This is a genomic window from Acinetobacter sp. RUH 2624, assembly GCF_000162375.2.
Lineage (GTDB): Bacteria > Pseudomonadota > Gammaproteobacteria > Pseudomonadales > Moraxellaceae > Acinetobacter > Acinetobacter nosocomialis.
In genome coordinates this window covers 716,978-732,996 of record NZ_KI391939.1, presented here as the reverse complement: position 1 = coordinate 732,996, position 16,019 = coordinate 716,978, and the positions used below count along the sequence as shown (strand labels likewise).

12 protein-coding genes and 3 pseudogenes are annotated in these 16,019 nt (G+C 39.9%); 8 read left to right on the top strand and 7 right to left on the bottom strand.

Annotation, left to right across the window (positions count from 1 at the left end):
* Together HMPREF0014_RS25900 and HMPREF0014_RS10155 are read left to right on the top strand one after the other, a co-directional pair.
* Positions 1-159, top strand: a 159-nt coding sequence (locus HMPREF0014_RS25900; protein ID WP_020992212.1) for an IS3 family transposase, incomplete at its 5' end; no start/stop codon positions are given.
* 948 nt (positions 160-1,107) lie between these two features.
* Positions 1,108-1,397: pseudogene (locus HMPREF0014_RS10155) on the top strand (hypothetical protein).
* 1 nt (position 1,398) lies between these two features.
* Here the strand turns inward: HMPREF0014_RS10155 and HMPREF0014_RS10150 are convergent.
* On the bottom strand, positions 1,399-2,304 hold the full coding sequence (locus HMPREF0014_RS10150) for a LysR family transcriptional regulator (RefSeq protein WP_004887683.1): 906 nt from the start codon (positions 2,302-2,304) through the stop codon (positions 1,399-1,401).
* Between the two features lie 111 nt (positions 2,305-2,415).
* On the opposite strand from HMPREF0014_RS10150, the gene HMPREF0014_RS10145 reads away from it, so the two are divergent.
* Positions 2,416-3,654 (top strand): SGNH/GDSL hydrolase family protein, encoded by a 1,239-nt coding sequence (locus HMPREF0014_RS10145; protein WP_006581665.1) that lies wholly within the window; start codon positions 2,416-2,418, stop codon positions 3,652-3,654.
* Between the two features lie 45 nt (positions 3,655-3,699).
* Here HMPREF0014_RS10145 and HMPREF0014_RS10140 read toward each other — a convergent pair.
* From HMPREF0014_RS10140 to HMPREF0014_RS10110, 6 genes and pseudogenes are all read right to left on the bottom strand, one after another.
* Positions 3,700-4,755 (bottom strand): annotated as a pseudogene (locus HMPREF0014_RS10140) (DcaP family trimeric outer membrane transporter); the annotation flags it as partial.
* 11 nt (positions 4,756-4,766) lie between these two features.
* A protein-coding gene (locus tag HMPREF0014_RS25325) for an IS5-like element ISAba27 family transposase (RefSeq protein ID WP_076611894.1) occupies positions 4,767-5,589 on the bottom strand; the annotation gives its coding sequence in 2 pieces (ribosomal slippage) (positions 4,767-5,207 and positions 5,209-5,589; 822 coding nt in all).
* Positions 5,590-5,680: 91 nt separating this feature from the next.
* Positions 5,681-5,869 (bottom strand): annotated as a pseudogene (locus HMPREF0014_RS10125) (TMF family protein); the annotation flags it as partial.
* A gap of 243 nt (positions 5,870-6,112) precedes the next feature.
* Positions 6,113-6,784 carry a class I SAM-dependent methyltransferase gene (locus tag HMPREF0014_RS10120; protein WP_004887689.1) on the bottom strand — a complete coding sequence of 224 codons (672 nt, stop codon included), beginning with the start codon at positions 6,782-6,784 and terminating at the stop codon, positions 6,113-6,115.
* Between the two features lie 71 nt (positions 6,785-6,855).
* A complete protein-coding gene (locus HMPREF0014_RS10115) occupies positions 6,856-8,550 on the bottom strand; it encodes an AMP-binding protein (RefSeq protein WP_004887690.1) in 1,695 nt (564 codons plus the stop codon).
* 110 nt (positions 8,551-8,660) lie between these two features.
* Entirely contained in the window at positions 8,661-9,278 is a 618-nt protein-coding gene (locus HMPREF0014_RS10110) for a TetR/AcrR family transcriptional regulator (protein WP_000120687.1), read from the bottom strand.
* A 144-nt stretch (positions 9,279-9,422) separates the two neighbouring features.
* Here HMPREF0014_RS10110 and HMPREF0014_RS10105 point away from each other — a divergent pair, with 144 nt between their 5' ends.
* From HMPREF0014_RS10105 to HMPREF0014_RS10085, 5 genes are read left to right on the top strand one after another with little or no spacing between them, the layout of a single operon-like run.
* The gene (locus HMPREF0014_RS10105; protein ID WP_004887693.1) at positions 9,423-10,595 is read left to right on the top strand and encodes an isovaleryl-CoA dehydrogenase; all 1,173 of its coding nucleotides are present in this window, start codon (positions 9,423-9,425) and stop codon (positions 10,593-10,595) included.
* A 24-nt stretch (positions 10,596-10,619) separates the two neighbouring features.
* Positions 10,620-12,221 (top strand): carboxyl transferase domain-containing protein, encoded by a 1,602-nt coding sequence (locus HMPREF0014_RS10100; protein WP_004887694.1) that lies wholly within the window; start codon positions 10,620-10,622, stop codon positions 12,219-12,221.
* Positions 12,222-12,230: 9 nt separating this feature from the next.
* Complete coding sequence (locus tag HMPREF0014_RS10095) at positions 12,231-13,034, top strand: enoyl-CoA hydratase/isomerase family protein (protein ID WP_004887697.1); 804 nt, start codon at positions 12,231-12,233, stop codon at positions 13,032-13,034.
* A gap of 11 nt (positions 13,035-13,045) precedes the next feature.
* Positions 13,046-15,037 (top strand): acetyl/propionyl/methylcrotonyl-CoA carboxylase subunit alpha, encoded by a 1,992-nt coding sequence (locus tag HMPREF0014_RS10090; RefSeq protein ID WP_004887700.1) that lies wholly within the window; start codon positions 13,046-13,048, stop codon positions 15,035-15,037.
* Positions 15,034-15,936, top strand: coding sequence for a hydroxymethylglutaryl-CoA lyase (locus tag HMPREF0014_RS10085; RefSeq protein ID WP_004887701.1), 903 nt, complete (start codon positions 15,034-15,036; stop codon positions 15,934-15,936). The genes HMPREF0014_RS10090 and HMPREF0014_RS10085 overlap by 4 nt, the downstream gene beginning before the upstream one ends.
* The last annotated feature ends 83 nt before the right edge of the window (positions 15,937-16,019 follow it).

Below are 16,019 nucleotides of genomic sequence, written 5' to 3'. Positions count from 1 at the left end.
AAAGCCGTGCATCATTACAACTATCAAACCAGAGAAGAAGCCAAAGCAGATATTATAAAATACATTGAGTTATTTTATAATCATCGAAGAATTCAAAAGGGTTTGGGTTTTAAGACACCAAATCAAATGGCCGAAGACTTTTATAAATTGGCTGCCTAGAATCTCCCAAGGGAAAGTCTCCTGATAATTCAGCGTATATCAGTTGGCCTACCGCAGTGGTTCTCTTAACTTTTGTAGATTATGCAAGCTTTTGTAAAAACCCAAAAATATGATTAATAAAATTACATTTCTTGCAATTGAAATTTTGGTTATTTTTTGGCATGCAGTGTTTATACTACATCGTCTAGGTTATAAAAATCGAATTATTAAATAGTTTAGCCAAACGATACATCTAATTAATGACATTGACATACTATACAAATAAACAATTAATAAATATTTGATATATAAGATTAAAAAGCAACTCCAAAGGTGAAATAAAAAACAGTTATATACACATTATATTTTTTAATTTTTCTATTTTCTAAATAAAAACAGGCAAATATTTATATCAAATTATATAAATCAATCTTTTATTTTTGCAATTGACCCACCCCAATGCTCAGCTTATGATGCTCGCGCTGACCAATTTTGTCAGTCGGTTTTAGCAGACCGTCTACCTAAGTGCACTAAAAAACACGTTTTTTGGTGTGATGCCCCTCGTGCCTTTGATGGAGGAACGAGAGTGGGACACCTTCGGGTGTGCTGGTTTCTTAGGTATCAGTCTGCTAACCCTCTTTCGTTTCGCCACCATAATGATTAGCAATGAGTGGGCATAACTTCTTTTAATCAAGGAGTCACTCATGACTATTCTATATTTTTTACGTACTTTTATTGATTTTACTTACATTCGGCATTTTTTATTTGTTCAAGCATTTTTAGAGATCGTACCCATTTCTCAAAAATAAAAACTTTCTATAGAGTTCAAAAATCGTTTACTTAAATCTTTTTTCTACCCTTTTTATATAAGTTTGGGTTAAAAGTTTTAAGTATTCAAATACCACATAAAGATTAGAACTTCTATCAACATCACTTAACGATAACAACAACCCATGCAGAGTAACAACAATGTTTTTTCTCTATCGTTTTGTTTTGGTGAGCCTTGTTACACTCAGTGTTTTAAATCTGATGGGCTACAGACCCATGAGTAAAAATGAATTTAATACACGTTGTGTTGGGGCGGGACATGACCTTTCACAGTGTAATTGTATCTATAGCTCGTTAGAGCAGCACTATTCACCACAATTTGTAGAAAGCTTACCAAAAGTGAGCTTGCAGAATATTGATACTAAAATGAATTTGTAGAAACAATGAATAAAACTATGCAACAGTGCCAATTTAGTGCAAGGAAACAATGAGTTACTGTATAGGAGCATGCTCTACCAAAAAATCTAAAAATGCGCGAACACGATTTGGAACATATTTATCATGACCAATCCAGACAGCATGGAATTCTTCACAAGCATGAATATTCCAGTCTTCAAGAATCTTGATGAGTTGCTTTTGCTGTATTGCTTTTTGAATTTGAAATTCATTCAGCTGAGCAATACCAACACCTGACACTGCTAACTGTAAAATTGCTTCACCCTGATTTACTTTTAAAACTCTAGATGGCGTTAAGTTAATTTCCTGAGTTGCTTTTTTGAATAACCAGGTTTTGTTCTGGCGTTGATAACTTACATCTAAAAGCCGATGTGCATGTAGCTCATCCGGATGTTTGGGACAACCATACTTTTCAATATATGTAGGTGAACATACATAATATTTATGTGTACTCCCGAGTGAGCGAGCTACCAAATTGGAGCTTTTCAAAGGTCCTGTTCGAATCGCAACATCAATTCTTTGTTCAACTAAATTAATTACTTCATCACTCAAATGAGCTTCTAATTCAATTTCCGGATAGCGTTGATTAAACAAACTAATGCAAGGCAATAAAAAGTGAGTCCAATATGAAAAGCTGGTATGGATCCTAATTCGTCCTTGCGGTTTATGGTGAGCAGTAACAGATTGTTCAAGTTCATCTAAATTATTGAGTATTTGAAGGCCTTGCTCATAAAACTGACACCCTTCACTGGTAAGCTGAAACTGACGTGTTGAACGGTTCAATAGTCTGATGCCAAGTCTTTTTTCCAACCGAGAAATTAACTTACTGACTGCAGACGGCGTCATATCACATGCCCTTGCTACGGCTGAAAAACTTCCAAGCTCGACCACTCGAATAAAAATTGCCAACTCGCCAGATCGATTAATATCAAAATAAGACATAACAAAATTTATTTATGAATTGTATTCACAAATCTTATTCCGCTTAGCCCGCTATAACAAGCCAGCAATTTATTTAAAGATACCTTTAATTTGTTTTAAAGAGTTCACGAGATGAAACTTTCTCAAGCCACCGTATTTTCTTTGGTTTTATTTACAAGCTTTACACGAGCAGAAGTATCAAATAACCAATGGATCACGACTTGGTCTGCTAGCCCTCAAAAAGTCTGGAATAAAGATTTCGTTTTTCCGACACTCATTCCAGAGCAAATATCCAACCAAACAATTAGGCAGGTAAGCCAAATTAGTTTAGGTGGTGAAGCTGTTCGGCTTGTTTTTACCAATCAATATGGCGAGCAACCGCTTTATATTGATCAAACAACGATTGGTTTAGCGAACGCAGTAACTCCAAAATCTAAGAGCACCTATTCCGTTTATTTTTCTGGTCAACTTAAAGCAAAAATTTTACCTGGCAAACAACTGGTGAGTGATCCAATCAAGTTAGCTGTTCCCGATCATGCTCAATTGGTGGTGAATAGCTTTATTCAAAAGCCTACAACGTTTAAAACATTTCATTGGGATGCCAAACAAACCAGTTGGCTCATTAGTGGAAATCAGACAACAAATTTAAATGCGCCTACGAATGCAAAAACTACAACAGCACGATTATTACTGTCTGCAATCGAGGTAAAACCTAAACAGAAAGCTCGGGTGGTTGCTGTTATTGGAGACTCAATTACCGATGGAGCGACTGCAACCTTAGATGCGAATACGAGATGGACCGATTTTTTGGCTAAGCGTTTATCTCCCCATCAAGTAGCGGTAATTAATAGCGGAATTTCAGGAAATCGACTGCTTACCGATGGTATGGGCGATAGTGTTTTAAAACGTTTAAACAATGAAATATTTCAATATACAGATGTTAAAACTTTAATCGTTTTAATTGGTATAAATGATATTTCATGGCCCGGCACAGCGTTTGCTCCTAAACAGCAAATACCTTCTTTTGAAGCCTTAACTAAAGGTTATCAGCGTGTTGTAAATGAAGCTCACAAGCAAGGTATTCAGGTGATTGGTGCAACTTTACTTCCGTTTTCTGGTGCTTTACCCAATACGCCTTTAGATAATTACTATCAACCCAACAAAGATCAATTACGTCAGCGCATTAACCACTGGATAAGAACCAGTCATACATTTGATGGTGTACTTGATCTTGATGAAGGCTTAAAAGATCCAAAACATCCCAATCGTTTAAATCCCATTTATGATTCTGGAGATCATTTACATCCTAATGATCGTGGCAATCAACATATGGCGGAATTGGTAGATTTAGATCAAATTACTAAAAATTAATGATTGCCCCATCAGGTGAGCCTTTCATCTGATGGGAATAGCTATTTAGAAATCATAACTTGCTATCATGTTGAAGCGGTTATCCACCCCGTTTCGACCATCGAAAGTTTCTCGTTCGCCATATACATATTCAACACCTAAGGTAATTGGCTTGTATGGGTTATACATGGTATTTACCCAGCCCTGCCAAAGCTGTTTGTTTTGAGTCGTGCTATTGTGGTGTAATTCGGCAAAACGGTTATCGTCTTTAGCTTTCATATAGCCATAAGCTAAAGTCGAGCGAATTTTTGGCGTGAATTGATGAGTTACCCCCAAAGACACCGTATCAAATTCATTGCTATGCATGTTGTTCTGCTCATCTATTGCATAGCCACTATTGCTCCACAATAAGAAACGTCCATCGCCTTTGACATGGTAATAATCGGCTTTAAGTAAAGTATCGGGTGTCATTTGGTATTTACCGCCGAAACCTACGCCCCAAGCCCATTCACTGTCATTATTGGTTCTTTTTTCTGCAACAAAACTACGGCCTGAAAGCATCGAACCATTGGCAAATTTATGATTTAAACGCCCCACTAAAGCAGGTAAACGCATTTTGTTATCTGGGTCTGTTGCCGCAGTATATTTCGGGTCTTCAACTGATACTGCAAAACTTGTATTTGCCGTTAAATTATCGCTATAGCGAACCATTGGCGATCTAAGTAAAGCACTGCCTACAAATGTTCCTGCATCGATTGTTTCTGGGTAATATTCAGGGGCAATGAATGTCGACCATGTTTGACCAATCAACCATTTATCAAAAGTTAAATAAGCATGACGTATACGGAACTGATCACGAGTAGCCGCCCCAAAAAAGTCCATTTCTAACTTTCCACCCACATCACCAGCAGTTGTTGGTGTTTTAAAATTCAATCCGAAACGGGTCACATAAACCGTACTGTGCAATTGGTCCCTCTGGGCAGATTCTTCTGGCGTATGTTCAAGTGGAACCCCACTAATATTGTTATACATCGTAGATGCACCCTTAATTTGGTAAGAAGCATCTGCTCGTATATAACCATATAAGTTAAATTCTGTACCCGATTTAGTTAATAGACCTCTTGCGAAAGTCGTTATTGCAAGTTCATCCGATTTACCAGTGCAGCGATTAAGTTAATGCGTAAACCGAATCTTTTCCGTCTATTTCGATAGCGTTCACTTAATATTCTAAATGTTTTCAATTGACTATTAATATGTTCGATCACAACTCGTATTTTTCCAATCATTTTATTGTACTTTTTCTCAACATCAAATAAGGGTAAATTCTTCTTTTTCTTTATTGGCATCAATAATTTAAAGCCATCTTGCTCTAATCCGTAGTACCCTAAATCGGTCATAACATATTTACAATGTTTGAATTTTTTAACCGTTCTTCTTGCCAATTTAATGTCATGCTGACTGCCATTCGATATATCTAGCCCTATGATTTGTTTGCTGTTCGGATGATAGATCACTTGTGCTTTTAGCGTATGTTTCTTCTTTTTACCACTGTAGAACTTACTCTGATTTTTTTTTCGGACGTTCTATTGAACATTCTGTCGCATCAATAATGACCCAGTTAAACTGTTCGTCTGCTGTGGTAATGCTTCGTTTTGGCAGAGTAAACCGTCTTGATTTCATCAATGCATCTTCAACCTTTTTAATGGTTCGATTCACATTACTTTCAGCGATATGGTAATTTGCAGCCAACTCCAATTGAGTGCTGTAATTCCGTAAGTAATTGAGTGTTAATAATAATTGATCCTCTATAGCTAAAGTATGAGGACGCCCAGATTTCTTTTTAAGTGATTCTACTTCTTTTAAAACTTCGATCATTTCACTAAAAACTGGTCGAGGTACACCAACCAAGCGCTGGAATTCAGAATCTGAAAAACGATTTAATTTCTGATATCTCATGAAATTTAGATTGAGGTGGTTTTTACTTTCGCAAGAGGTCTAATACTTGTTGTATGGATTGTGGAGCTTGAGTAGCCACAGGAGCAACTTGTTCTACTTTTTCTTGGGTTAAAGATTTTTGAGTTTGTATATCTGCCTGTAGCATTGCCCGTAATTCGTTTACTTCTTGGCGAAGTTGCTCTATTTCAGGGTTTACTTGACCAGCAAAAGCAGAAGACATAAGCAGAGTCACAGAAACTGCCAACAAGCTTTTTTGAACCGTTGTATTTAAAACTTTCATCATGAAATTTTCCTTTAGACCTTTAAGTAGTCTTAAAAGTCTCGACATCCTTTTTGTTATGTACCTATCTAAAATAGATCCTTAAAAATTTGCCTTTCTTTCACAAGAAAGACCTTCCCTCATATTTTTTAGCCGTATCCTCCCTAACGCAGCAAAAGCAACTTTTTAATTTTCCATTTTTTATATTCTCTTCCACATTGAGAATATTCAGTTTTAACCCCTTATTTATATTCCCCAATAGTATTATTTTTTTGCAATAAACCCCTGATAAGTCAAAATTTGCGTATAAGGCTGTACACTTTCAAAGCCCGTCTTTTCCAAAAGTTTTATATATCCTTCAGTCGTTAAACTAAAAAAGTCCTCCGCCATACGCTCCAACATTTTTTGACATTGTTCTTCTGTTAACCCTTGAGCCAAGCACAAGTAACGCAATGCTTGAAGCTGCTGTGGATTTACACAAGTCATGAGGTCATAGGTAAGTAAAAGCGCTTTTTCTTTTAAGCGATCATAAATATCCTTAAAGAAGGCTGGTTTTATGTCATCTGCAATAAAATGAGCCACAAGAATAGAAAGTGCAGCATCGAAACATGGTTCCAAAGGCAGTGCTGAAGTATCACCATGTACAAAAGTGACTTGGGTAGATTTACCTAAAAGTTCAACCTGCTCCTGAGCTTTTTGCAGCATGGTTAAAGATGGATCGACTGCTGTAAATTTCCAGTTTGGATGTCTTTTAAGTAAATATTCGAGTTCATAACCCGTACCACAGCCCACAATTAAGACATGAGCATCGGGTGGCAACACCGACTGTAAAATGGCATTCACCTGTAGATGGATGACTTCATAACCCGGAATTAATTTACGAATATGCGCATCATATCCTTCAACTACTTTAGGGCTATTAAAGTCTTTTGCCATTTTGTTTTATCCCTTTTAAAACTGCTTTTCGGTTTATCATTTTCTGCACTTTGAACGAGCTTTTAACTTATTTAGTCAAAGACATTGCCCGTTAAATTAAGTTCAGCTCGCATAATTTCCTGCAATTTAAACTTTTGCGCTTTGCCAGAAGCAGTCATTGGAAACTCATTAAAAAATCGGACATAGCGCGGCACTTTATTATGAGAAATATGCTCTTTGCAAAATTGGCGAATGCTGTCTTCATCGACTTGGTGATGCTCATGCAAAATAATGCATGCGCAAAGTTCTTCACCATATTTTGCATCTGGCAAGCCAATCACCTGTACATCGCTTACATCTGGATGGGTATATAAAAAGTCTTCAATCTCTTTTGGAAAAAGGTTTTCTCCTCCGCGAATCACGACATCTTTAATGCGGCCTTTAATTTTAATAAAACCGTCTTGATCCATCTCGGCAATATCACCCGTATGCATCCAACCAGCAGCATCTATCACTTCACGGGTCTTTTCTTCTTCACCCCAATAACCGGCCATCACTGAATAACCACGAACGCATAACTCACCTAATGTGCCTTGCGGAACAATTTGTCCTTCTAAATCGACAATTTTAATTTCAACATGCGGATGAACATGCCCAACTGTGCTTACCCGTTTATCGATTGAATCGTTTACCGAGCTTTGTACACTCACTGGCGAGGTTTCTGTCATGCCATAACAAATGGTAATTTCCGACATATGCATTCGGTCTATGACACGTTGCATAATTTCACGTGGACAAGGACTACCTGCCATAATGCCTGTTCTTAAGCTCGAAAGATCAAACTCATTAAACTGTTCATGTTCTAAAGTGGCAATAAACATGGTTGGTACACCATAAGCTGCCGTGCAACGTTCTTGATGAATCGCTTTTAAAGTTTCCAAAGGATTAAATACAGCCGATGGATAGACCATGGTTGACCCATGCGTCACACACGCCAGATTCCCCATCACCATGCCAAAACAATGGAACAATGGCACAGAAATACAGACTTTATCTTGAGCAGTTAAACGGATGCCTTCACCGACAAAATAACCATTATTTAAAATATTATGGTGGGTTAACATGGTCCCTTTCGGGTTACCTGTTGTACCTGAGGTAAATTGAATATTAATGGTTTCATCAAACTGGAGCTGTCTGGCTAATTGTTTTAATTGTTCTAGCTGTTCAGAAGTTGGTGTGGTGACTAAATCACTAAAACGATAAATACCCGTATGTTGTTGGTCATCAATTTTAATGACAAATTTTAAATGCGGCAGACGCTCTGAACTGAGCACTTTATCTGGGCTATTAGTTAATTCAGGGGCAATTTTTGTGAGTAATTCTTGATAATCCGTCGTTTTGAATTGAGAAGCAATAATCAATCCTTTGCACGAGACTTTATTCAACACATATTCAAGTTCATGACTTTTATAAGCTGTATTCAGGTTAACTAAAATAATCCCTGCTTTAAAAGCTGCAAATTGGGTTACCGTCCATTCCACACAGTTAGGTGACCAAATCGCTAATCGGTCTCCTTTTTTTAATCCCAATTTTAATAGGCTACAAGCAAAAGCGTTTACTTCATCTTGTAAAGCTTTATAGGTTAATCGTCTATTTTGATGAAAACTAACGATTGCTTCCTTTTCAGCATATTGCTGACAGGCCTGATCAAATTGTTCACCAATGGTCATACCCAATAAGGGTTGTGTACTTGGTCCCGAGGCGTAGCTTAACCGTTCTTGTTGCATTGAATCATTCTCCTTGATTCTTCTAATTCTCTTCTTACCTGATCTAATTGTTGTTACTGCAACTACTTTTCCAAACTACTTATTTTGTGTTGTTTTATCCTTTATATGCCCTATTTCTTTTGCACAGCATCCACACAAAAGTCCGCAATCTGTTTTGAAAAATAGTCTTTGTGCGCATGATCAAACTTTGTATTTTGAGCTGGGTCTAGGGGTTCAACCACCACATAAGTCATAGCACCGACTACACAAAGTGCTGCTGTGTTTAAATCATCCAAGACAAACTCACCACTTGCATTTCCATCCGCAAGTATTTTTTTAATACTTTGTTTAATCAATTGCTTCACACGAAAACGCTCATGTTCAACCGTGGAATCGACAGGTTCAAACATGAGTGAATACGCAAGCTGAGGACTATTCAGTGCCCGTTTTACAAAAGTTGCCACCGCCTTGTGTAATTTCTGCTTTGCCGATAAGTCACTTTCGGTAATCGAATCGATGACCAATAGCTCTGTATTAATGGCATCAGACAAAACTTCTATTAGCACTTGGCTTTTATTATCGAAGTAGCGATAAACCAGTCCACTAGATACACCTGCTTGCTCTGCAATTGTTTGTATTTGTGCGTCCTTAAATCCTCCTTCTGAAATTATTTTTCTAGCTGAATTCAAAATCGATTTACGATTTTGCTCCATCCGCTCTTGCATTAAAGATGATCGTTTATAGCTCATAATTTATTCTCTAACAAATAAAATGAATTGTAAATCATTTTATGAATCTGTATTCACTTTTTCAAAAAATCATTGTATGGTAATTATCAAATACCCACAAAATATTTTATGGACAACAAATATAACCAATAGGATGAAAATATCATGAACCTACGCAGCTTGAATTTCGGTCTAGATGAAACTTTAATTGCGCTTCAAGATTCGGTAGCCGCATTTTGTGCAAAGGAAATTGCACCAATTGCCCAACAAGTTGATCAAGACAACAAATTCCCTGCACATCTCTGGAAAAAATTCGGAGATATGGGCCTTTTAGGCATGACGGTTTCTGAAGAATATGGCGGTGCCAATATGGGTTATTTAGCTCATATTATTGCCATGCAAGAAATTTCTCGTGCTTCGGCAGCTATTGGCTTGTCATATGGTGCTCATTCTAATTTATGTGTAAACCAAATTAACCGTAACGGTAACGGGCAGCAAAAACAAAAGTATTTACCAAAATTAATTTCCGGTGAATATGTTGGTGCCCTTGCCATGTCTGAGCCAAATGCCGGTTCTGATGTGGTCAGCATGAAATTACGCGCCGAGCAAAAAGGTGATCACTTTGTTTTAAACGGTTCAAAAATGTGGATTACCAACGGCGGTGATGCAGATGTACTGGTCGTTTACGCTAAAACTGATCCACAAGCGGGCCCTAAAGGCATGACCGCATTCTTGATTGAAAAAGGTATGAAAGGCTTTAGTCACGGCAACCACTTAGATAAGCTCGGTATGCGTGGTTCTAATACTTATCCACTGTTCTTTGACAATGTAGAAGTTCCTGCTGAAAACGTACTCGGTGGTGTGGGTAACGGGGTTAAAGTACTCATGAGTGGTTTGGATTATGAACGAGCAGTTTTAAGTGCCGGACCTTTAGGCATTATGGATGCTTGCTTAGATGTCGTTATTCCCTACTTGCATCAGCGTGAACAGTTTGGTCAGGCTTTAGGTGAATTCCAGCTTATGCAAGGCAAACTTGCCGATATGTATTCAACATGGCTTGCATGTAAAGCTCTCGTTTATGCGGTTGGTGCTGCATGTGACAAAGCAGATCATGACCGCAGCTTACGCAAAGATGCCGCAAGTGCCATTTTATATGCTGCCGAAAAAGCAACATGGATGGCTGGTGAAGCCATTCAGACTTTAGGTGGCAACGGTTATATCAATGAATTCCCTGCTGGCCGTTTATGGCGCGATGCCAAACTTTATGAAATTGGTGCGGGAACTTCTGAAATTCGCCGCATGCTAATTGGCCGCGAACTTTTCAATGAAACCAAATAATAATTATAAATAAGGACGCATCTTATGAACCAATTACAAAGCAAGATTAATGTTCGAAGCGAAGACTTCAAAACAAACCAGCAAGCCATGCAAACATTGGTCACAGATCTCAAACAGGTTGCCCAGCGTATTGCTTTAGGCGGTGGTGAAAATGCCCGACAAAAACATTTGGCTCGAGGTAAACTTTTACCCCGTGAACGTATTGATCAACTGATTGACGTCGGCACGGCATTTTTAGAAATTGGTCAATTGGCAGCGTACAACGTTTATGAAGATGATGTTCCTGCTGCCGGTGTGATTGCTGGTATTGGTCAGGTCAACGGCGTAACTTGCATGATCGTTGCCAACGATGCAACGGTTAAAGGCGGAACGTATTACCCACTTACAGTTAAAAAGCATTTACGCGCACAAGAAATTGCTGAACAAAATCACTTGCCTTGTATTTATTTAGTAGATTCAGGCGGTGCTTATTTACCAATGCAAGATGAGGTTTTCCCAGACCGCGATCACTTTGGGCGTATTTTCTATAATCAGGCACGCATGTCGAGCCTAGGTATTGCTCAAATTGCCGTGGTGATGGGGAGCTGTACCGCTGGTGGTGCGTATGTGCCTGCCATGTCTGATGAAACCGTTATTGTCCGTAATCAAGGTACGATTTTCTTAGGCGGCCCTCCTCTGGTAAAAGCTGCAACAGGCGAAGTGGTAAGCAGTGAAGATTTAGGCGGCGGCGATGTACACACACGTCTTTCAGGTGTAGCTGATCACTTAGCTGAAAATGATGAACATGCCATTGCGATTGCACGAAACATTGTTGCTAACTTAAATAAAAAGCCAAATGAGTTAAACAAGCAAATTGATGAGCCGCTGTTTGATGCATCGGAACTCTATGGTGTGGTGCCAAGTGATGCGCGTAAACCTTTCGATGTGCGTGAAGTCATTGCACGTATTGTAGACGGTTCTCGTTTTGATGAATTCAAAGCACGCTTTGGTTCAACCCTCATTACTGGTTTTGCTTCACTCTATGGTATGCCAGTCGGCATTATTGCAAATAACGGGATTTTATTTTCTGAGTCTGCACAAAAAGGTGCGCACTTTATTGAGCTATGTACACAGCGCAATATTCCATTGTTATTCCTACAAAACATTACGGGCTTTATGGTTGGTCGCCAGTATGAAAATGAAGGGATTGCAAAAAACGGCGCTAAATTAGTGATGGCAGTTGCCACCGCAAATGTACCTAAACTCACCCTGATTATTGGTGGTTCGTTTGGTGCAGGTAACTACGGTATGTGTGGCCGCGCTTATTCACCACGCTTTTTATGGACTTGGCCCAACTCTCGTATTTCAGTCATGGGCGGCGAACAAGCAGCGAGCGTACTTTCGACTTTAAAACGTGACCAGATTGAGCAAAAAGGTGCCCAGTGGTCAGCGCAAGAAGAAGACGAGTTTAAACAACCTATTCGTGAACAATACGAGCGCCAAGGCCATCCGTACTATGCTTCTGCCCGCCTTTGGGATGACGGTGTAATCGACCCAGCTCAAACCCGTCAGGTACTTGGTTTAAGTTTGGCTGCGGCCATGAATGCCCCTATCCAGCCAACCAAATTTGGCGTGTTCCGCATGTAAGAGGTGTATATGAGCTATCAATTTTTACAACTCGAACAACAAGGTCAGGTTGCCTATGTTTGGCTGAATCGCCCTGAATTGCACAATGCATTTAATACAACAGTCATTGAAGAATTGCATGCCTGCTTTAAGCAAATCAATACACGTGATGATATACGTGTGGTCGTTTTAGCTGGACGCGGTAAAAGCTTTTCGGCAGGTGCCGACCTGAACTGGATGAAACAGGCAGGTCAGGCATCTTCAGCAGAAAATGAAGCAGATGCATTAAAACTTGCCCAAATGCTTGATGCACTTGCAACACTTAAACAACCGACTATTGCCCGCGTGCATGGCATTGCCTTTGGTGGCGGCATGGGTTTGGCATCGGCATGTGATATTTGTATTGCCAGCACCGATGCCAAGTTTGCTACGTCTGAAGTTCGTTTAGGACTTGCTCCATCAACCATTAGTCCCTATGTGATTCGTGCGATTGGTGCAAGACAAGCCTCACGTTATTTCTTAACTGCCGAGCGGATTTCAGCACGTGAAGCCAAACAAATTGGTTTGGCACACGAAGTAGCAGATGCCGAAGACCTAGATAAAAAAGTTCAAGAAATTATTGATGCTCTATTACTCGGTGGCCCGCACGCTCAAACGGCCTCCAAACAACTCATTCAAATGGTGAGCAACCAGACCATGAGCAATGACTTGCTGCAACAGACAGCACATCATATTGCTCAAGTTCGTCAAGGCAGTGAGGCAAAAGAAGGTCTGAGTGCCTTTTTAAATAAACAGCAGCCTGCTTGGGTTTCTAACTCGAATAACAACAATTAAGGACGATCATCATGTTTGAAAAGATTTTAATTGCGAACCGTGGCGAAATTGCCTGCCGCGTAATTCGTACAGCTAAAAAATTAGGTATTAGAACGGTTGCCGTTTACTCAGATGCAGACGCAAATGCACAACACGTCAAACTTGCAGATGAAGCGATTTATATTGGTCAGTCCCCTGCAACACAAAGTTATTTACAGGTTGATCGTATTATTCAAGCTGCCATTGATACAGGTAGCCAAGCGGTTCACCCAGGCTACGGCTTCCTTTCTGAAAATGATCAGTTTGCACTCGCTTGCCAACAACACAACATTTGCTTTATTGGCCCGCCAGTGGATGCCATTTTAGCGATGGGCTTAAAAGCAACCTCGAAAGCTTTAATGGAAAAAGCAGGTGTTCCTTTAACACCGGGCTATCACGGAACCAACCAAGATGCCGACTTTTTAAAACAACAGGCAGACCGAATTGGCTATCCTGTTTTAATTAAAGCCAGTGCTGGCGGCGGTGGTAAAGGCATGAGTCTGGTTGAACGCAGTGAAGATTTTCTGCATGCCTTAGCCTCTTGTAAACGTGAAGCCAAATCGAGCTTTGGTAATGATGATGTCTTGATTGAGCGTTATGTGATTCAACCGCGCCACATTGAAGTGCAAGTGTTTGGCGATACACATGGCAACTACGTACATTTGTTTGAACGTGATTGTTCGGTACAACGCCGTCACCAAAAAGTGCTAGAAGAAGCCCCTGCTCCACAAATGCCAAGCGAGAAACTCGAGGCAATGCGCCAAGCTGCAATTGATGCTGCACGCGCGGTAAATTATGTTGGCGCAGGTACAGTTGAGTTTATTGTAGAACAAGACGGTACGGCGTATTTCATGGAAATGAATACACGTCTACAAGTCGAACATCCTGTTACTGAAATGATTACAGGTGAAGACTTGGTCGAATGGCAACTTCGTGTGGCCTATGGTGAACCTTTGCCTAAACTACAAAACGAATTGCAGATTCACGGCCATGCGCTCGAAGCACGTATTTATGCCGAAGAACCAGAAAAAGGCTTTTTACCAGCAATCGGTAAAATTGACTATTTGCACTACCCAACGCAAAACCAATATGTACGTGTAGACAGCGGTATTGTTGAAGGCGATGAAATCACGACCTATTATGACCCGATGATTGCCAAACTGATTGTATGGGGTAAAAACCGTGAAGCTGCGCTTATTCAAATGCAAAATGCTTTGAGCCAATTCCATGTCGATGGCTTAGGTAACAACATTGCCTTTCTTGAAAAGATTGTACGTAGCGAATCGTTTAAACAAGCTAAGCTTGATACCAACCTGATTCAACGTGAACAAAACTTCTTGTTTAGCCCTGAAGAGATCAAACCGGAACTGGTAGTGGCAGCGGCATTTATTGAGTTTTTAAGCAAACTTAATAACAACAGCTCAAGCCAAAAACAGCTTTGGCAAGCTCAACCTCTATGGCGTTTAAATATTGCTTATCAGCACAGCATTAAACTGAATTATTTAAACCAAAATATCCAAATCAAATTTGCCTCAAATGAAGATGGCTTCACCGCAGAATATAACGGCCAAAGCTACCCGATTTCAGGTCAATTGCTTGATGCACATACGGCCTCTATTCAAATTGGTGGGACTCAGCAAAAGCTACCTTTTAACCAAAGTCAGCAAGGTATTACCTTGTTCCAAAATGGTCAAAGCTATAAGTTTGCTTATATTCGCCAAGACTTTAATCAGGCAGATAGCCAAGCCGATGAAGGTCACTTAAAAGCCCCTATGCCAGGTGTGGTCACTCAAGTGCTAGTCAGTGCAAATCATAGCGTGAAGAAAGACGATATTTTAATGACGCTTGAAGCAATGAAAATGGAATATACCATCCGTGCTCCTAAAGACGGCGTGATTGTAGATTCCTACTTCCAAGTAGGTGATCAGGTCAAAGCTGGCGATGAGCTTGTGGAATTTCAACCTGCACAGGAGGAAGTTGCATGAGTGAATTTGTCAAAATCGTGGAGGTCGGTCCCAGAGACGGCCTTCAAAACGAAAAGCAGGCTTTAACAGTTGAACAACGCTTAAACTTCATTAACGATCTGATTAATGCAGGCCTGAAATCAATTGAAGTGGGTTCATGCGTTTCGGCAAAATGGGTGCCACAAATGGCTCAAAGTGACGAGCTATTTAAGTTATTACCCCAAACAGCCGATGTGCAATTTAGCCTGCTCACCCCCAATATCAAAGGTTTTGAAACTGCTCAAGCGGTCGGATGCAAAGAGGTTGCCGTGTTTACCGCAGCTTCGGAAAGCTTTACCCGCAAAAATATCAACTGTTCAATCGAAGAAAGCTTTGAGAAATTTAGCGATGTCATGAGCGCGGCAAAAGCCCATAACATCCGTGTGCGAGGTTATGTCTCTTGTATAGTCGATTGCCCTTATGAAGGCGCAATTGCCCCTGAGCAAGTCGTAAAAGTGGTTAAACGACTCTATGATATGGGCTGCTATGAAGTGTCTTTAGGTGAAACCATTGGTACCGCAACACCAGATCGCGTCCAAAAGGTATGGCAAGCCTGTCTTGCTGAGCTCGACAGCAAGGTTTTAGCCGGCCATTTCCACAACACCTATGGCATGGCGATTGCCAATATTTATCAGTCTTTACAACAAGGTATTCGCGTTTTTGACTCGTCTCTTGCAGGACTTGGGGGTTGCCCTTATGCCAAAGGCGCCTCAGGTAATGTATCGACCGAAGATTTGTTTTATTTACTATCCCACATGGGTTTTGAAACTGGCATTAATTTAGAAAAACTGATGCAAGCCAGCCAAAATATTAGCAATGTATTAAACCGAAAAAGCTTGTCGAATTATGCAAATGCTTACTGGCAAACCAAGTGTGCCTAGTCATCAATTAAAGTAGCTCAGCATCTGGTATAAAGCTGAATATTAGGTGAAATACCAGATCATCCTATCTCATCTTTATCTCA